The following is a 19,291-nucleotide window of genomic DNA, read 5'->3' as shown; positions in this document are numbered from 1 at the left end:
CGCGTATTGACGCTAAATCCCTCCCCTTTCTATACTTCCGCACAGTCCCCCCTAGCGACGAATGCAGTTCCAGATGTGTCGCTGACCACAATAGAAACATCCACCGGATCGGAAGAATTGATGAAGAGCGAACATCGGCACGAATTGCAGCAAAACGAACTTGCGGATGCTTTAGGCAGTGGGATCCACACCATCACGCCCTATCTTCGCGCGATCGTGATCGGTGTGATTGGATTGATCGTGATCGTATTCGCCTACAATTTTGTCAGCATGCGGAACCAGGCGCACGATGCCACCGCAAGCCTCGACTTCTTGCTAGCAACCAGCAACGAGGACCCCGAATCGTTCAAGCGAGTCAGCCAAGACTTTGCCGACACGATGCCTGGCCAGTGGGCTCAAATTGCCCAAGCCGATCACAATCTGGGTGCGGGGATCGAGTCGATGTTTGTCGACCGCGATGAAGCGACCGGATTTTTGGAAGCTGCCACCGAAAACTACAAGAGCGTACTCGCAACGGCCAAAGACCCGTTGTTGAAGACGCGAGCCAATCTGGGGCTGGCCAAAGCCTACGAAGCTCAAGGCGACCTGGACCAAGCGATCGCGACTTACGAGATCGTCGCGGACAACACCAGCTCCGAAGCCTTGGCCGAACAAGCCAAAGAGCGAATCCGGCTGCTGGGAACCGATGACGTTCGCGACTTCTACACCTGGTTCCGCGAAAACCAACCCGTCGCCATGGCCTCGATCGCTCCCGGCTTGCCCGGCCTGGAAGACCTGCCAGACGGCCCAACCGAGGGTTTGCCACCGGCGGAGACTCCCGACCTGAAGGATGTCGAAGTTAGCGACGCTCCCGAAGCGGAAGTCAAAGAAGAGGCGGCAGCAGCTCCAAAGGAAGATGCAGCCGAAGCCAAGGAAGAGGCTGCTGAAGAGCCAGCGAAGACCGAATAGTCCGCGATTCGCAATCGAAATCAAATCGAGCCCCGGGAACCAAGTTGGTCCCCGGGGCTTTTTTAATGCGCTCGATGCTTGCCTTCCGTCCTTCCCAGCTCTGTCGGACCTGTGAAGGCGGCCGTCACTTCACCCTCCCCAAAACGCAGTTTAGGGGAGGGTCGAACCCGCGCAGCGAGGTTCGGGGAGGGGCGTCCGACGTCGTGAGACCATCGTGTTCGCTCCCGCCACAACACCCTCCCCGGAAAACTCGCTAAACGCTTGTTTCCCGACCCTCCCTGCTTCGCCGGGCGGGTGAAGAAGGACGTTCGGCAAAAGGGTGAAGTCGGCGGTGTCTGCTTCGCAATCGCGTCTTTTCGCCGCCGATCTGCGGCAGCCCCATTGCCGGGGGGGCGAGGTCCCGGAAAATCGAGATGCGTTACAATGACGCTCCGAGGGGCCAACAGATCGCTGGCTCCTCTGCCTCCAATTCGACAGCACCCCCATCAAAAGACTGCTTTGAACGACCACTCCACCGACGAAGAACCTGTCGACGAAGAACTCCTGGACGAAGCGACTTCGGAGGATCAGGAATCCGCTGCCGAGACAACTTATCGGTCGATCCATGTCCCCGAGAGTGCTCAGGGGGAGCGGATCGACATGTATCTGACGCAGGTCTTGGACGGGGTCAGCCGCAATCAGATGCGAATGCTTGTCCACGAGGGGGGAGCTCAGGTCGATGGCCGGACGGTCCGCCCCAGCTTTCGGCTGCGCCCCAACCAACAGATCCGCTTTCGGATGCCCGAGCCTCCCGAAGACGGCACGATCCCGGAGCCGATGTCGCTTAATATCGTCTTCGAAGACGATGGGATGGTCGTGGTGAACAAGCCGCCGGGGATGGTCGTCCATCCCGCCAGGGGCCATTGGTCGGGGACGTTGACCAGCGGGCTGGCTTATCATTTCCAATCGCTCTCGGACATCGGTGGCCCGACGCGGCCGGGGATCGTCCATCGACTGGACCGCGACACCAGCGGCGTGATCGTGGTCGCCAAGACAAATGCGGTCCACATGAACCTGGCGGCTCAGTTCGCCGACCGGACGGTCAAGAAACAATACGTCGCCGTCGCGTGCGGAGTGCTTAGCCGCGACCGCGATCAGATCGATCGCCCGATCGGACGCCATCCGTATCAACGCGAGAAGATGGCGATCCGCGCCAATCATGCGACCAGCAAAGAGGCGACCACTTTTTATGAAGTGATCGAGCGGTTCCGCGGCTTCACTTATGTGCGGCTGTTTCCCAAGACCGGGCGGACGCATCAATTGCGAGTTCACTTGGATCATCTGCGACATCCGATCCTGTGCGACAAGCTTTATGGTGGTCGTTCGCGGATCACCGCCGACGACTTGGCGGGCAATTATCATCCCCAACCCTCGGCACAACGGGACACGATCGAGCCGTTGTTAACGCGGCAAGCGTTGCACGCGCAGCGGCTGGAATTGGATCATCCGCAGAGCGGCAAACGGATGGTCTTTGAAGCTCCCGTCCCCGACGATATCGAAGCGGTTCTGAAGTGCTTGCGCTCGTTAAACCCTAGCGAAAACGGGGCATGAGCTAATTTCTCAGGAAAGTCGAAAACCAACCTTGACCCCTGTCGGCGGTTGCCTCTATTCTCCCGCCATGGCAGTGATGGTTAGCCAACACGGCCAAGCGAATGAGCGGTCCAGCACTGGGACATTTGTCCTGCGGACACGAAAATTGATCTTTCTTCAAGGATGAAGATTGACTAATAATCGGCTCGTCGCGAAGACAACGTTGGTGATTGAACGGCAAGGATGCCCGCCAATTGCTAACGCAAAGAACCACCGGCTCCCGGATCCATAGCGCGCTGTCCTCCGCCCCCCTGGGACTCGTACTATCCGGGAGCTTTTTTTATGCGCCGACCCAACGGTCGGCAACTTTGTTGTGCCGCGAGCGATCGATCAAGAGGGATGTGATGTGTGGAATTCTGGGCATCCTCGATCGCAGCGGCGCCGCCCCGACGCTGACCGATCCGCAAGTGATCGCGATCCGCGATCGGATGGCTGCTCGAGGACCCGACGATGCCACACTGCTGCGTCGCGATAATCTGATCCTCGCCCACCGCCGGTTGGCGATTCGCGATCCCGATGCCGGTCGGCAACCTTGGGTTTCCGAAGACGGATCGTGCGCGTTGGTCTACAACGGCGAGATCTATAACGACGACGTGCTGCGACACACGCTGCGATCTCACGGGTTTCGATTCCGTACGCAGTGCGATACGGAAGTCCTGATGGCCGCTTGGCTGCACTGGGGTGAAAAGTGCGTCGAACAGCTGCGCGGCATGTTCGCCTTTGGCGTCTACGATTTTCAAAAACGGAAGCTGTTCATCGCGCGGGATCGCTTCGGCGTCAAACCTCTCTTCTACGCCGAACTGGGGCAACAGTTTGTCTTCGCCAGTTCGATCGCCGCGATCACCGCCCATCCCGACTTCCGGCCCCAACCGAATCTATCGACGATCCGTCACTACTTGAGCACATTTCGGATCACGTTGGATACCGAAACGGTCTTCGCGGGCATCCAGGGCGTGCGTCCGGCGGAGACGTTGACGCTGGCAGACGACAAACTGACGTCCTCGATCTATTGGACTCCTCCACCGCGCGAGACGACGGGGCTGGCGTTCGACGACGCCGTCGATCGATTCGAAGAGACGATCAGCGAAGCGGTCTCGATCCGATTGCGCAGCGACGTCCCCGTCGGGATGATGCTTTCGGGTGGCGTCGATTCGAATCTGCTGGCTGCGCTGCTGCATCGCAACGAAGGTGTTTCGATGACCGCGCGGTGCGGCGGTGGGATCGATCCGGAACTGGACTCGGCGGGGAATGATTTTGAGTACGCGCGGCGCTGTGCCCAGCACGTCGGCTTCGATTTCGATCAGGTCACGGTTTCGGCGAACGATTACCATCGGACCTGGATGGAATTGATCGCAGCGTATGAGACGCCGATCTCGACGCCAACCGACGCGATCATCTATCGCGTCGCCCAACAGTTGAAGCAACAGGTCGGCGTGGCGCTCGGCGGCGAAGGAGCCGACGAAGCCTGTTGCGGATATTTGATTCCGCATTGGTCGGGGAACGATTTTGATCTCGCGCGAGCGCTCGATTCGCTAGCACCCGCGGCGGCGCAGACGGCTCGCGACAGCTTGCTGCAGCAATACGGCACCGCTGCATTTACTTCGGCGGGGGACCATTATCTGGCGGCCAACGGATTGATCCCTGCGGCCACGCAGGCTTCGCTGTTTCATGACGTCGCCTGGCCCGCAGCGTTTGCCGATGGCAGCGTGGAGCGATTTTATGATCGTCAGTTCCGCCAGTTGGGCGATCTGTCGGGAGTGGAAAAGACGGCGCATCTGTTGTTACGCGTCAATCTGGAATGTTTGCTGTCACGGCTCGACAGCGCGACGATGACGGCTGGGTTGGAATCGCGGGTCCCCTACACCGACCATCACTTCGTCGAACAGATGTTTCGCCAACCGATCGGCCACTGCATCGATGTTGCCCCTGGCGAAACGGATCCGTTCCGCACCGCAAGCGCCTTGGCTGCGGCAGGGTCGCTGCGCGGCAAGCGACTGTTGCGCGCGGTGGCGGGAAATCGGATGCCCGCCGAACTGGCGCAGCGTCCCAAAGCAAGCTTCCCGACACCGGTCCCGCACTGGCTGGGCGGACAATGGCAGCCATGGTTGCACGAGCTGTATCGAACCAGTTCGTTCGCGCAACAACTGTTCCGCCGCGAAGCGCTCGACGAACTGTGCAACCTGCCGAACCATCTGGCCAGTTGGCACTGGCCGATCGCCAACACCATTCTTTGGGGTGATCGGTGGTTCTCGTAGCGTTGCGTGCATGGCCACAATAGCGGTCGTGCCGCGTGTTGCGAATTCGTTGGTCGACGGGCTGGGGGAATGGGTAGTTTGTAACGTCAGGGGTTTCCGGTTGGGAAGCTTTTGGCGTGGTTTGGTTGTTCTGGTTTGGTGGAGGGTGACGATTGGAACGATTGTCCAATCAATTTCCACTCGACGAGTGAACTGTCATGCTGAACCGAACCTGCCTGTTGCTGATCCTTGTATTAACGCTTGTGTCGCAAGCAAATGCTCAGCCTGCTGCCTCCGGCAACGTGTATCCGATCCAGCATGGACCTGCCGGTCATTTGGCCCCACGCGTTCGGCAGATGCTGGCGCAAGCGAGCCAAGTGGGCGAGGTGGTGATCGATCGCACGAACAATCGTTTGATTGTGCGTGGCGGTCCGGAAGCGCAGCGTGTAGCCGCCGAATCGATTGCGGCTTTGGATGTCGTGCAAACGATCACCGCCGATGACAAGCCGGTGTTGCGAGCGCTGCCGGTTCCGGCGAATCAATTGCACGAGATCGAACGGAATGTAGGGTTGCGATACCGCAACAACGTCGACGTGCGGATCACGGGAGACGAAAAGACGGGACAATTATTGGTTATGGCCCCGGCGGCTTTGCATGATGAAATCGGCCGAAACGTTGTCCAGGCGGTGAAGCAGTCGCCAGACATTCAACAGGTCAGCGCGACCGTCGGCCAACCTGTTCGCGCTCAATTCGCGTTGCAAAACGCATCGTGGCGTGACTTTGAAGACGGACTGGCTCGTTTGGCCGGACGCAAGCTGCCGGTGACCACACAACGAAACGGCGAACTGGCTAGCTTCGACATCATCAGCCAACACGCCGGCAACACCAAAGTGCAGGTCGATCGTCGTGACAACCAAGTCACCGTCGTTGCGCCCAAGACGTCGATCAACGGTTGGCAGCGCGTGATCGAAACGATCGATCGCCAAGACAATCGCCCAGGCGTGGCAACCCAGTTAATGCGGATCGAAAATGCCGAACAAGCACCGATTCGTCGCGCTGTCCGATTGCTATCGGACATTCGTCCGGTCGTCGCTCAAGAGGACGACACGATCGGCGTCGCCGGTGGCGGCCGCGACAATCCGTTGTTGCGAGCGGTGATGCAACGGCAAGCCGCCGCGGCCAACGGACAAGCCGGTGGCGAGGCTGGCGCCGCAGGCGAAGAGGGGGGCGACGACGCCTTCAGCGGCCTGTTTGGCGATGTGCAGATCGAGTTTGTTCCCGAACTGGGAGTGATCATTGTTCGCGGTGCGAAACGCGATGTCGAACGGGTGATGGAAGTCATCAAACAGATCGAAGAGCAGAGTGCGGTCACGCAGCCGAAGGTCGAAGTCGTCGCGCTGGATCATGCCAACAGCAATGCTGTCGCTGAGATCGTGAACCAATTATACGAACAAGTTTTGGCACCTCGCCAAGGCCAGGTCAGCATCACCGCGTTGGACAAACCCAATGCGATCCTGTTGATCGGCCGTGAAGAAGCGGTTGCTGGGGTGATCGATCTGATCAAAAAAGTCGATCAACCGGTGGATGTCGCTACGCAATTCCGCGTCTTTAATTTGAAACACGCATCCGCCCTGGATGTCCAAGCCACCGTGCAAGGTTTCTTTGTCGATCGACCCAGCGGCAACGAAGACCTTCGCCCCGGCTTGGGCGCTAGGGCGCGGATCATCGCCGATTATCGATCCAATTCGATCATCGCCCAGGCGTCGCCTCGGGACATGTTGGAAGTGGAACGGATGATCCAACAGTTAGATGCTCCGGCGACCGGTGCCGAGAGTGAGCTGAAGGTCTTCAAGCTGAAGAACGCCTTTGCTGAAGACCTGCAGCCGGTTCTGCAGGCGGCGATCTCGGGACAACCCGAAGACGTTCCCGACAACACCACGATCCCTTCGAGCACGCTGTCGATCCTGTCGGTCGACGCCGAAGGGAACAAGACGCTCGATTCGGGAATCCTGTCGGGAGTGGTCGTCACGGCCGATCCCAACGTCAACGCGATCGTCGTTCGCGCTCCGGCGGCCAGCATGCCATTGATCGGCGAATTGATCGACCAGTTGGATCAATTGCCGGGTGCCGAAAGCGTGGTCAAGGTCTTTACGATCGTCAACGGCGACGCCACGCAATTGACGACGTCGTTGCAAGAGTTGTTTTCCGCCGACGGACAGACCAACAACAGCGGGGTCGGAAACCTGGCTGCGATGACGCAGACCAGCAACAGCGAGACTTCGTTGATCGCGCTGCGATTCGCCGTCGACATCCGGACCAACAGTATCATTGCCAGCGGCAGTGCGACCGATTTGGAAGTGGTCGAGAGTTTATTGATCCGATTGGATACCGAAGGCTTTTCGTCGCGGATCACCGAAACGATCTGGTTACGGAACGCTGCCGCGGCCGACGTCGCGACCGCCCTGCAAGACTTTGTTAACCAACAATCGCAATTGCAATCGCGGAACCAGTTTTTCAGCCAAAGCCTTGGCCCCTACGATCTGCCCGAACGCGACCTCGTTGTCGTCCCCGAAGCGCGTACCAACAGCCTGGTGATCAGTGTCTCGCCGCGACTGTATGAAGACGTTCGTCGCGTGATCGACCAACTGGATCGTCGGCCACCGATGATCATGATCCAGGTGGTGTTGGCGGAAGTCACCCTCACCGATGGCTTCGAATTTGGCACCGAGCTCGGCTTACAAGATTCGGTGCTATTCGATCGTGGCGTCGCGGGAACGACCACCAACACGCCTGGTTTCAACTTCCTTCCGAATTCGAGTTCGTCACCGGGCCTGCCCAACGCGAATCAATCGAATCCAGGACACGTTGCCGAGCAGATTACCAGTGCGTTTGCACTGGGGCGTCAGAGCAGCGAGTTTGGTTACGGCGGCTTTGTCCTGTCGGCGGCTAGCGAATCGGTGAACCTGTTGCTGCGAATGCTGCAGGATGCCGGGCGGGCTCAGATCCTCAGCCGCCCGCAGATCATGACGCTCGACGGAACCGAGGGTTACGTTCAGGTCGGTTCGCTGTTCCCGCGGATCGAATCGGTTCAGGCTGCCAGCGTCAACTCGGGAACGATCATTGCCACCGAAGACATCAACCTGGGTTTGATTCTGCGGGTCACTCCGCGAGTCGGACAGGATGGATTGATCGTGATGAACGTCGACGCCCAGCGATCAAACGTCGATCCGAATCCAAACAACGGTCAACCGATTGCCACCGACACCAACGGCAACCCGATCATTTCGCCACAGATCTTGATTACGCAAGCTCAATCGACTGTCACCGCACTGTCGGGCCAGACCGTTGTGTTTGGTGGATTGATCACCAAGAGTCGTCGTCAGTTCAGCCGCCGCGTGCCGGTCATTTCAGACATCCCGATCCTGGGGCAGTTGTTCCGATACGACCAAGAAATCGAAGAGCGGACGGAAATGTTGATCGTGCTGACACCTCGAGTCGTCAATGGCGAAGAGGACATCCAATTGATCAACGATGCTGAATCGAGCCGTATGAGCTACTGTCTGGCCGATGTGGTCGAGATGCATGGCGACGCGGGCTTGCGTGGCGGATACGGTCTCTGGGGGCCTGCCGTTGGGGCGATGATCTATCCCGACATGCATCCTACCGTCGATCACTTCCCGACCGCACCACAGGATCCATTGCTGGGACCGGGAGAACAGATGGTGCCCGGAAGTCTGCAACAAACCCCGATGGATGCGAACCAGCAACCAGTGCAGACGGTTCCCTATCAATCGAACGGAAGTGCTCCGGCAATCCCGCAGCCTGCGGGGATGATCGAACAAGCGGCTCCCATTCATACGACCGAATCGGCAATGAACATGCAACCACAGCAACGCATTCCATTGGAAGTCTTCTCGATGCAAAACGAGTCGACTTCCAGCGAGTACGCGATGCCGCCTGGATATGCAACGCCGGTGCAATACAGTGCTCCGATGGCCGCTCCGGCTGTCGAAACGCCTCGCCGCTAATGAACGATCGCCCGCCATGGTGATCTGAACCAAGCTGTCTCGCTTCGCTGGGACGGCTAAATGGAAAGCGTTCCAAGCGTCGTCCGGCACGGGCGACTCGCCAACCCGATCTCGCAGTGAAAACCTTTTTAGGTAGTTCTCCGATGAAAAACGTCCTCTTCATTCTGATCATTGTGGCATGTCCCATCGCCACGGGGTGCGCAACGGCTCCCAAGAGTGATTCGTGGTCGGCCAAGTTGCCGTGGAACAAAGACAAGCCACCCAAACCATACCCCAACCCCGTGAAAATGGCGGTCACCTGGACGCCGGATATTTTGGTTCAACCAGGTCGGACACCGACACGTGGATTTGGCGGCCGAGTCTACTTTTACAACGAACACAGCCAAGCGGTCCCGGTCGAAGGGGAGCTGACGATCCATGGCTTCGATGAAGCTTTGGCCTCGGCTCAGCAATCCGATGGAGTCAAGCGATTCCGCTTTACCAAAGAACAATTCACATCGCACTTCAGCGAATCGGATTTGGGCGCGTCGTACAGCATCTGGATTCCGTGGGATGCGGCCGGTGGTGACCAGAAGAAACTGTCGCTGATGTCAACGTTTAAAACCTCTGGCGGCAAGGTGGTGCAAAGCGAAGCGGCGATGGTGTTGTTGCCCGGTCGCAAGGTCGACCTGAACGCATCGAAGCGGTCTGCCGTCCCGGCGGTTCGTCAAGTCGGCCACTACCTTGGCGGCACCGAAACGCATCAGGGGCTGAACGCCAACAGTGCGATGCAGACGACGACGATCCCGTTGCCCAGTTCGTTCCAACAGCGACTGGCGCGGATGCCTGAGCAAACCAAGCCGTCCAAACGCGTGACAGCGCGACTGCCGGCCGCCCAGGAAACGGCGCAGCCGACGCCGCTGCCCGCTCCCTAATCAATGGTAGCGCCGTCGCCTGAACCCCTCGCCGAGCGTGTATACTGGTCGATCTCAAACCGATCTTCCTGCTTCACCCTCGGCGAGACTCTTCCCATGCATCGAATCTGTTGTTTTGCTCTTCTGACATTTGTCTGCTGTGCCACCACCTATGGGCAGAAGGATGCTTTGACGCCGATCAAAGATCGCCCGGGTCTGCCACGGGTGCTGTTGATCGGCGATTCGATCTCGATCGGGTACACCCTGCCGACACGAAAGCTGTTGGCCGATAAAGCGAACGTCCATCGGATTCGGGCCAACGGCGGACCAACGTTCCGAGGGCTGGCAAATATCGACAAATGGCTTGGGGATGGGAACTGGGATGTGATCCATTTCAATTGGGGCATCCACGATTTGAAGCACCAGGCCGATGGGACGCGGCAAGTCGAACCGGCCAATTACGAAAAGAACTTGCGGTTGTTAGTCGCCAAGTTGAAAGCGACCGGCGCGAAGTTGATCTGGGCGTCGACGACACCGATTCCCAAGGGCAAACTGAACCCCGACCGAACGTTCGGCGACGAAACCCACTACAACGAAATCGCCGCCCGAGTGATGACCGAACTGGATGTGCCGATCAACGATTTGCACGGCTATATCATGCCACGCTTCGAAGAATTCCACCGACCACAGGATCTGCACTACACGACTGCTGGTTCGGCGTTTTTGGCACAACAGGTGGCTGCGGCGATCGAGCAACAGTTGCCGGAATGAGCCGCGGGTTCCAGCGGCCCTGTTCAACCGTCTAGACGCTGATGGGTTCTTCGGCGTCGGTTGCTTGATTCATGGCGATCGTCCGTTGCATCGCTTCGTCGAAGGTTTCTGTGGCGGTGGCGCTGGTCGTGGCAATCTGAATCCGCCACGCCGAATCGCTGACCGTGTCGATGCTTTGGCGGATCGCTTTGGCGCGTTCTTTCGCGATCGATTCGTCGGTGCTCGGGAGACAGACGACAAAGGTGTGCTCGCCATCGAAGCCGATCCGATCGGCATCGATCCCACGGACCGAAGCGTGCAAGCTGGCCAGGATGACCTGCTGCCAAGCGTCGTCGGTGGTGTCGGATTCGACGTGAATCGCCATCAAGCAGAAAGGGATCCGTTCTTCTTGCAGTTTCGCAAATCCGTTGCCAACGTTTTTGCTGAGCGTCTTCAGGTCGGGCAGTGCGACAACATCGGGATCTTCCACGGACGCTTTAGGTTCGTCGACGAAAATCTGCTCGTCGGCCGTTTCTTCCGCATCCTCATCCTTGACCGGAAACGCGACGTCGCCGTCCATCCAGTAGGCTTGGTCGCGACCTTCGTCTTTCGCGTTGTAAAGGGCGTTGTCGGCGCGCTCGATCCACGATTCGATCGACTCTCCCGGCTCCAGTTGGGCCAAGCCCGCGCTGGCGGTCACTTGCAGGCATTGATCGTCGACGAAAAACTCTTGTTCACCAAAGGTCGCTCGGACCTCATCGGCACGGTCTTTGATTTCGGCAACTTGCATGTCGCTAAACAGTACGGCAAACTCTTCGCCGCCGTACCGGGCGACGAAACCGACGTCCGAGAGGCTGTTGGTCAGCAGGCGTCCGACATGCTTGAGCACTTCGTCGCCGGTTAAGTGGCCGTGGAGGTCGTTGAAATTCTTGAAATGGTCGACGTCGATCAGCATGAACGTTGTCGGATGGGCCACGGTGTCCCCCAACGCATGGCGTTGCTTCATTTGGCGATCGAGGGCGCGGCGATTGTTGAGGCCGGTCAGGGCATCGGTGAGGGCAAGTTCTTCGGCGGTTTCGATCGCTTGGGCTTGGCTGCGGATTTGGTTTTGGGCCTCGCCCAATTGCTTCTGCATCAATTCGTTGGCCGCGATCAGGCTCGCGACTGCGTCGAGAACGTGATCCTCATCGGAATCGGTCAGGCTGTCCGATACCTGCTGGATTTTTGTTTGATGGGCATCGACTTCGGCGGCAACGCTGGTGGTCACATTCCGCAACGAAGCTGCCAATTTTTCCAGCCGCACCCGTTCGGTGCGATTCTGCTCCGCATCGGCGGTCCGTCCCGGATCGGCTGCACCGTTGGACGTGTTCAAGAACCATCCACACAGCAAGCCTGAACAGCCGCAGCTGAGTGCGATCAATGCGACAAGTTGAATTCCCATTGCGATAAAAACCGTGTTCCTGGTCGACCCATTGCGAGGTGCGCTTCCCGCCTTGTCTCGGTGCGGCAGTGAAGACGCATGAGTGAGCGTTCGCGAGGCGTTAAGCTCGGGTGGTCCGTCACAGCCCTCGGTATCAATCTCTACGTCACAGACGCAAACGTGTCAAATTGGGCGGTTAGGGGTAAACAGTAATCGCGGTTGCGTTAAGGGAATCCCGCCGCCCTTAGAGCGTTTGGCGGTCCTTCGGAACCCGCCTACTTTTGACGTTCCGTTGCGCATTTCCCGAAGGGAATGCGATCCGACAGGGTGGAGGACGCGACGCACGGGTTTCTCAGGATTAGCGTCGCCGAAGGCTGGCCTGCTCGCTATAGTTGTTGTAACAAGAATGCAGTTCGTTTCCCGCGCCAGGAGATCCTTTTGGCCTGGATTCCCGATCCGGTTGCTGCTTGCGGCATCGATTCGGCGGCCTCTGTCTCCAGCGAGGAAACACAGCGTATCACCCCCCATTGGCTGGTGTTGTCTCACTCCCCCCGTGTCAAACTCCCCTTTGAAAATCGCATAGGTATCAAACCGTGAAAGCAAACTATGACGTTGTCGTAATCGGTGGTGGCCCCGCAGGCAGTTCGGCTGCCGCGCTGACCGCACAGGCCGGACACCGCACACTGTTGATCGAACGCGAAGCGATGCCGCGCTTTCACATCGGCGAATCGCTGATGCCCGAGGTGTATTGGCCCCTGCAGCGATTGGGGGTCCTCGATCGGATGGAGTCGCTGGGATTTCAAAAGAAGTTGAGTGTTCAATTTGTCACCAACAGCGGCAAGGAATCCTCGCCGTTCTATTTCAAACAGCACGATCCACGGGATTGCAGCAGTACGTGGCAAGTCGAACGGTCGCAATTCGATCAGATGTTGTTCGAACGGGCGGGCGAACTGGGGGCCGATTGCTATGACCAAACTCGGGTGTTGGACGTCCAAATCGACGACCAGGATCGGGCCACGGGGGTCCGCGTCCGCGACGCGCAAGGCCAGGAGCATGAAATCGCCAGCCAAGTGGTTGTCGACGCGACGGGGCTGCAATCGTTGATCGCCAATAAATTGGGGCTCAAGGTGGTCAATCCCGATCTCAAAAAGGCGGCGATCTGGGGCTACTGGAAAGATGCCCGACGTGACGACGGCGAAAACGAAGGTGCGACGATCATCATGCAGACCGAGAACAAGGACTCCTGGTTCTGGTTCATCCCGCTCTCCAACGGAATCACGAGCATCGGGTGTGTGGGCAACAATGACTACATGCTCAAGCAGGGGCTTAAGCCGGAAGCCAAATACGAATACGAATTGAGCATCTGTCCGGGGCTGCAGGAACGTCTGAAGGACGCGGACTTCCAAGGGGAGATCCGCGTTGCCAAAGAATTTTCGTACACCACCACACGTCATGCCGGCCAGGGCTGGGTGCTGATCGGCGACGCCTTCGGCTTCATCGATCCGATCTACTCCTCGGGCGTCTATTTTGCGTTGGAGACCGGCGTGCGGGCGGCCGACGCAATCAACGAAGGCTTTGCCAACGGCGACCTCTCGGCGAATCAGTTGGCCCGATGGGCCGACGACTTCAAGGAGGGCTCCAGCTGGATTCGCAAATTGGTGCACGCTTATTACACCAACGAATTCAGCTTTGGCCGGTTCATGAAAGCTCATCCCGAACATACCGGCAACCTGACCGATCTGTTGATCGGGCGGATCTTCCACGATCAAGCAGGCGCGATCTTCGACGATATGGATGGTGCCATTGCCACCGCTAAACGGGACGCGATGTCGATGTAAGACGGCTCCGATTTTTGCGAATCTGCTGAATTGTCGGGCCGTGTTCGGACGATCCAACGGTAAGGGTTGGGCTCAGTTCGTTTCTTCGCCCTTCGACGATCATCACCCTCTGTGTCGCTAGCATTTCCTGCGAGCGGCAGCATTATGGAGCGGATTCTGCGATGGATAGCAAACTAACGCGACGCGAGTTGCTTGCTGGACTCTCTTTGACCCTGACAGCCGCCGCGCCGCTATCGGCATCTTCTCTCGACACCGTGCCGCTGTTCTCGGATGCTAGCCATGCGCTGTACCGGGTCCGGATCACGGTGGGGGTCGAAGGCAACGCAAAGGTTCCTAAGAGCGACCTGACCGTCGACGCCACACGTCAATTGCCGGTCAAAGCCGAGTCGGTGATCGATTACGAAGAGCGTCTACATCGCGATCGCGACGGCATTGCCCAAGCCGCCCAGCGGTACTACTACGAAGCGACGACCAAGGGGCAGGTGCAAACCAATGACCACGCATCCGGATTGCGCGACGAAGCGCGGCACGCGGTCATGCACATCGCCGAGACTCGCTCGGTCGTCTACGCGGCGCAGACGCAATTGACGGTAGAGGAGTTGGAACTGTTGAAGGTCCCGGTCAATTCGTTAGCGATCGATCGCTTGCTTCCCAACAAGAGTTTGCGAGTCAACGAAACTTGGGAGATCGACGAAACGGTTTTGGCGACGTTGTTCGACATGGACGCGGTCCAGAAATCGGCGGTCGTAGCAACGCTGGTCTCTTTTGATGATGCGGCCGCGAAAGCGCAGTTGCTGGGAACGGTCAGCGCGTCGGTCGACGGCGTGCCGACATCGATCCAATTGCGTGGCAAATTGACTTACGATCGAAAGCTCCGCTCGGTATCTTGGCTGGCACTGGCAGTCCGCGAGGATCGGGAACTGGGCAAAGCCGAACCCGGATTCGAGATCGCAGCGCAGATTCGAGTTATTCGGCAAGCGATCGATAAGCCCAATGCGGTTCATCAGGGCGAAGCGGTCGACTTGGCGATCAAGCCCACTCAAGACAAATTACTGATCGACATCCACAGCGTCCCGGGTGGCTTCTCGGTTTTCTGCGATCGTGGGTGGCGGATGATCCACCAGAACGATCACTTCACGCAGCTCCGTTTGATCGACAACGATCGCGTGATCACGCAATGCGACGTTCGCTCGATGCCCCAATTGAAAGACGGACATCAGCTGACGTTGGAAGCCTTTCAAGAAGACATTCAACGCACCCTGGGGGATCGCTTTGGCGAACTGCTGGAAGCCGAAGAGAAGGTGACCGGCGGAGGGCTGCGGTTGCTGCGAGTGGTCGCACAAGGGGCGGTCGAAAAGATCCCAGTCCAATGGATCTATCTACACTTCTCCAACGATGAAGGACGTCGTTCGGCCGCGATCTTTACGTTGGCCGATCAACAGGTCGAAGCATTTGGTGGCGGCGACCATCAGTTCGCCGAAGGCTTTCGCTTCCTTCCTACCGAAGGCACGCCTGACAAGCAAGTCGCAAGCGTGTTGGTCGATCAAATCAAGAGCAAGTAGTGGCGGCAGGCGGGAAGCGATCGCGACACGAATCAACGCGTCGCGGTATCAGGCACCGCCGCGATCACGCCTCGCGGCGCATGTTCGCTGCTGTCGAAGACCGCCCAGACGGGGCGGTGGTCCGAGATGCGGTCGGCAATTTCTCGTGGCAGTTTCAGGTCGCGTTCGTAATTGATCACGCCTGCACCGCGGAATTCGGTGGTTGCGGTGCGGTCGATCAGCAAATGGTCGATGCTGCGACTGCCCGCGGTGTTGGTTTGTTCGCGGTTGACCGATTCGACTCCTTGGATCTGTCCCAGTTCGCCCAGTTGGGCGATCTCGACGTTTAGATCGCCCGCCAGGATGAAGTCGTCTTCGGAGAATTCATAGGCCCGAACGCTCTGGAAGACATCGTCCAGGACGTTCAATTCTTGGTCGGTCTCGTCGGGATCGGTATGCACGTTGATGACCGTAAAGCTGAACGGTTGACTCCCCACCACGCCCGCTTGCAGCGCGCGGAAACTGGCGACAAAAGGTTCGCGATGCATGTAGTCGGCGCTATCGTTGACGAGATAGGCCGAACCTTCCAGCATTTGCACGCGACGGCTGTTCCAGAAATAGGCGTACTGCTCTTTGCTGTCCGTTCGCCCCAGGCGTTCGCTGAGCACGACCTGGTACTGTTCCCCGGTCGAATTGATCTGTTCTAACAATTGGTCGACGGGTGCCCGTTCCATGCTGCGGATCTCTTGGACCGCGATTACATCGAATTGGCGCAGGATCAACGCCAGGTACTGCATCACCTCCGCGTCTTCCGCTTTCTTGACACCAAAGACTTCGATGTTGAACGTGGCGACCGTGATCGTGTCGGTAGGTTTCGTTGCTGCGTCGCCGGTGGAGGCCAGTTGGAATGGCGCCCCGACAAGCGAATCCGCGTCGGTTGTCGAACCTGCGTCCCGTCCGGACAGGAACGGCAACCGGCCGGTCATGGCGAGATAACCAACGACCAGGAACAACACGATCGTTAACGGCGGCCCGATGAACCGGCCGATGGGAAGAGAGGTTAGTTTTTTGCGTCGGGTGGCCACGTCAGGCCTCCTTGCCTGGTGTGCAACATGGGATCAGTGGGGCTGGGGCGACCGGCGCGCTACGCGGCAGCGGTGCCAGCCATCGTCGACAGTGCCTGCGATGCCAACCGCTGCAATCGCGGCGGGCCTTGTTCGGCGGCGGCTTGCAAAACGGCGGTCGCACCAATCGCGGCGGGACCGATTTGCCCCAATGCCCAGGCGGCTTTTTCACGTACGTGCAGGAACGACGAATTTGCCAGAACACCGGCTAAAGTTGGCACCGCATCGGCGGCATCGGGGCCAATGCGTCCGATCAACGTGGTGGCCCAGTAGACCGTTTCACTGTCGGCGGGACGCTGGGCAAAGCTGACGATCTCAGAGACCTGCGACGCATCGGGCGCTCCCATGTCTTCCAGCGTGGCAATCGCTAATTCGCTGACCGAAGCGTGAGGGTCGTTGGAGGCACGCAGTAACGCGATCGCCCAGTCGGCCAAGTTGGGACTGCTATCGATGAGCGCTTGCAACGTTTGGCGGCGAATTTCAGGATCGGCGTGCTCGAGATTCGACAGATCGAGGTTGGATTGGTTGGTCATCGCTTGAGTCCCCTGTTTTTTTGACGATCGACGCTAAGCCCTTACACGACGGCGGATAAAGGGATTAGAATCGGAGGTTCGCGGTTGTTCTCTTTGCGTACCAAAAACATCGTATTGAGAGCAACAGCGATGATTCCAACCCGAAACGTCATTGAGGAAAGTTGCTGTCGATGCAAAGCCCTCGCTGACGCCTCGGGTTAGTTTCTCACCGGACCAAAACTTTGGCACCTGAGGGCTAACATTGCGCTATGACTGACGAATTTAATGGGCCTCCGCACGATTGCGAAACGCTCCCGTCCACAACTTCGGTCGGCTCCGACGATTGTCGCGACGATGCTTTGCTAGCTGATCCGTCAGCCTCCGCTTCCAAGCCCGCCAAGGGCAAGCCGCCGAAAGCTGCGGCGGTCGCCGCGCTGCCGCAAGAGGAGCTGACGACTGAGGAACGCTTGGATTTGTGCGAATCGATCGTCGGTCATGCGTTCTCCGACCGCGAACTGTTGCTCGAAGCGTTGACGCACGCCTCCGGAGCCTCGCACCGGCTGAAGTCGAACGAGCGGATGGAATTTCTGGGGGATGCGATCCTCGGTGCGGTCGTCTGCGACTGGCTGTATCACGAGAGGACGGATCTGAACGAAGGCGAATTGACGAAGATCAAATCGAACGTCGTCAGCCGACAAACCTGCTCCAAAGTTGCCAAGCGATTAGGGTTGGATCGCTGCTTATTGGTCGGCAAGGGCGTTCGCAAGAACCGCAGCTTTCCAAAGTCGCTGACGTCGGATGTCTTCGAATCGATCGTTGCGGCGATCTATCTCGACGGCGGCTTCGATAAGGTGCGCCAGTTGTTGCACCTGTGGTTGGCGCAAGAAGTGGCCGAGGGGATCGACAGTCGGGGCGACGAGAATCATAAATCGAACCTGCAGCAAGTGGTCCAACGCGACTTCAGCACCACGCCCAGCTATCGGTTGCTCGATTCGGTGGGTCCCGATCACAGCAAAAAGTTCCAGATCGCCGTGCTTGTCGATGGTCTGCTGCGAACGCCCGCCTGGGGGCGTAGCAAGAAGGACGCCGAACAACGTGCGGCCGCCAACGCGCTGGCGGAGATCTCGGGCAAGGAGCCACCGTTTCAGGGTGACATGCCCTGATGCGGAAACAACAACGTGCCGAGATCGTTCACGATCGATTGGCCGAACTCTATCCCGACCCACCGATTCCGTTGGACCATCGCGATCCGTTCACGCTGTTGATCGCGGTCCTCTTGAGCGCGCAGTGCACCGACAAAATGGTCAACCGGGTGACTCCCGCGTTGTTTGATTTAGCCGACACGCCGGAGAAGATGCGGCTTCAATCGGTCGATGCGATCCTCGAAATCATTCGTCCGCTGGGGCTGGCGCCGAAAAAAGCAGCGGCGATCGCCGGGCTCAGCCAACGGTTGGTCGACGAATTCGACGGCCAGGTGCCCTGCGATTTCGCCGGCTTGGAATCGTTGCCCGGCGTGGGGCACAAGACGGCCAGCGTCGTGATGAGCCAGGCTTTTGGGCACCCGGCGTTTCCTGTCGATACGCATATCCATCGCCTTGCGCAACGCTGGGGACTAACCGATGGCAAAAACGTCCAACAAACCGAACGCGACTTGAAATCGCTGTTTCCCGAATCCAGTTGGAATGCATTGCATCTGCAAATCATCTACTACGGTCGCGAACATTGTACCGCCCGCGGCTGCGACGGCACCCGCTGCGAACTGTGTTCGACGCTCTATCCGAATCGTCGCAAGCCAGTCGAAACGAAGAAGGCTTGATGTGCCGATGGCTGGCGGCTGCGAAAGTTAACCTGTTGCGCGGACGCTTGTCGCGGCGGAATTCGACTCGCGATCAATCGCTTGTTGGGACTTCAGTTCCAAGGCTTCAGCGTAGTGCAACAGAGGAGCGTAATCGGAATCCTTCAAGACCTCGTCCAGACGGATTCCGTATCTGCACGTTCCCAGCCCCAACGGCGTGCGGTTGCGGCAGGTGCCCCGCATCACTTTGCGATGTTTGGGATCGCCGATCAACACCACGACCTGGTCGAGATTCATCGTTTCGGGCAGGAGCAGTGAGATCCCGTAACACGAAACATCGACGGTGAACCCCGTTTGAATTGCAGGGGGCACATTGTCGTCTGCCGTGGCACAAGCGATTAGGAACACAGGCAGCGTTCGCGTCAGCCGCGATTCAGCGCGGTTCTGAGCTCCATCTCGCGGTTCGCTATCGGTGAAGGACGAGTAGTCGAGCGTTTGGTTGATGAGCCGAGTCATCGCGCAACGTACGTCGATTTGGTTTCGATTCCCCATTCCAAACATGATTTTTCTCATCCAATC

General features: G+C 58.4%; 14 protein-coding genes. 10 read left to right on the top strand and 4 right to left on the bottom strand.

The features are described from left to right. Positions 1–120: 120 nt before the first annotated feature. From Poly24_RS26255 to Poly24_RS26230, 6 genes are all read left to right on the top strand, one after another. The gene (locus tag Poly24_RS26255; protein WP_145102432.1) at positions 121–948 is read left to right on the top strand and encodes a tetratricopeptide repeat protein; all 828 of its coding nucleotides are present in this window, start codon (positions 121–123) and stop codon (positions 946–948) included. A 498-nt stretch (positions 949–1,446) separates the two neighbouring features. Then, positions 1,447–2,538: an RluA family pseudouridine synthase gene (locus Poly24_RS26250; RefSeq protein ID WP_315852225.1), complete on the top strand. Its 1,092-nt coding sequence runs from the start codon at positions 1,447–1,449 to the stop codon at positions 2,536–2,538. Positions 2,539–2,921: 383 nt separating this feature from the next. After that, complete coding sequence (gene asnB / locus Poly24_RS26245) at positions 2,922–4,832, top strand: asparagine synthase (glutamine-hydrolyzing) (RefSeq protein WP_145102430.1); 1,911 nt, start codon at positions 2,922–2,924, stop codon at positions 4,830–4,832. A gap of 197 nt (positions 4,833–5,029) precedes the next feature. Beyond that, positions 5,030–8,839: a secretin N-terminal domain-containing protein gene (locus Poly24_RS26240; protein WP_145102429.1), complete on the top strand. Its 3,810-nt coding sequence runs from the start codon at positions 5,030–5,032 to the stop codon at positions 8,837–8,839. A 143-nt stretch (positions 8,840–8,982) separates the two neighbouring features. After that, the gene (locus Poly24_RS26235) at positions 8,983–9,753 is read left to right on the top strand and encodes a hypothetical protein (protein ID WP_145102428.1); all 771 of its coding nucleotides are present in this window, start codon (positions 8,983–8,985) and stop codon (positions 9,751–9,753) included. 96 nt (positions 9,754–9,849) lie between these two features. Further along, on the top strand, positions 9,850–10,503 hold the full coding sequence (locus Poly24_RS26230; RefSeq protein ID WP_145102427.1) for an SGNH/GDSL hydrolase family protein: 654 nt from the start codon (positions 9,850–9,852) through the stop codon (positions 10,501–10,503). Between the two features lie 31 nt (positions 10,504–10,534). On the opposite strand, the gene Poly24_RS26225 is transcribed toward Poly24_RS26230, so the two are convergent. Then, positions 10,535–11,923, bottom strand: a complete 1,389-nt coding sequence (locus tag Poly24_RS26225) for a GGDEF domain-containing protein (RefSeq protein ID WP_145102426.1) — start codon at positions 11,921–11,923, stop codon at positions 10,535–10,537. Positions 11,924–12,495: 572 nt separating this feature from the next. Between Poly24_RS26225 and Poly24_RS26220 the strand changes: the two genes are divergently transcribed. Next, positions 12,496–13,740, top strand: a complete 1,245-nt coding sequence (locus Poly24_RS26220; RefSeq protein WP_145102425.1) for an NAD(P)/FAD-dependent oxidoreductase — start codon at positions 12,496–12,498, stop codon at positions 13,738–13,740. Positions 13,741–13,901: 161 nt separating this feature from the next. After that, entirely contained in the window at positions 13,902–15,302 is a 1,401-nt protein-coding gene (locus Poly24_RS26215; RefSeq protein WP_145102424.1) for a hypothetical protein, read from the top strand. 32 nt (positions 15,303–15,334) lie between these two features. Here Poly24_RS26215 and Poly24_RS26210 read toward each other — a convergent pair whose 3' ends face one another. Both Poly24_RS26210 and Poly24_RS26205 read right to left on the bottom strand, forming a co-directional pair. Continuing rightward, positions 15,335–16,366 carry an endonuclease/exonuclease/phosphatase family protein gene (locus Poly24_RS26210; protein WP_145102423.1) on the bottom strand — a complete coding sequence of 344 codons (1,032 nt, stop codon included), beginning with the start codon at positions 16,364–16,366 and terminating at the stop codon, positions 15,335–15,337. Positions 16,367–16,425: 59 nt separating this feature from the next. Continuing rightward, on the bottom strand, positions 16,426–16,938 hold the full coding sequence (locus tag Poly24_RS26205; protein WP_145102422.1) for a HEAT repeat domain-containing protein: 513 nt from the start codon (positions 16,936–16,938) through the stop codon (positions 16,426–16,428). A 248-nt stretch (positions 16,939–17,186) separates the two neighbouring features. Between Poly24_RS26205 and rnc the strand changes: the two genes are divergently transcribed. Beyond that, positions 17,187–18,080 carry a ribonuclease III gene (gene rnc / locus Poly24_RS26200; protein WP_145102421.1) on the top strand — a complete coding sequence of 298 codons (894 nt, stop codon included), beginning with the start codon at positions 17,187–17,189 and terminating at the stop codon, positions 18,078–18,080. After that, positions 18,080–18,733, top strand: coding sequence for an endonuclease III (gene nth, locus Poly24_RS26195; RefSeq protein WP_145102420.1), 654 nt, complete (start codon positions 18,080–18,082; stop codon positions 18,731–18,733). Before rnc ends, nth begins: the two co-directional genes overlap by 1 nt. 27 nt (positions 18,734–18,760) lie before the next feature. Here the strand turns inward: nth and Poly24_RS26190 are convergent, their stop codons facing one another. Continuing rightward, on the bottom strand, positions 18,761–19,228 hold the full coding sequence (locus tag Poly24_RS26190) for a PilZ domain-containing protein (protein WP_197452184.1): 468 nt from the start codon (positions 19,226–19,228) through the stop codon (positions 18,761–18,763). Positions 19,229–19,291 lie beyond the last annotated feature (63 nt).

The organism is Rosistilla carotiformis, assembly GCF_007753095.1.
Classification (GTDB): Bacteria; Planctomycetota; Planctomycetia; order Pirellulales; family Pirellulaceae; genus Rosistilla; species Rosistilla carotiformis.
Note: the sequence above shows the minus strand (reverse complement) of the source record. Positions and strands in the feature narration are given on the sequence as shown.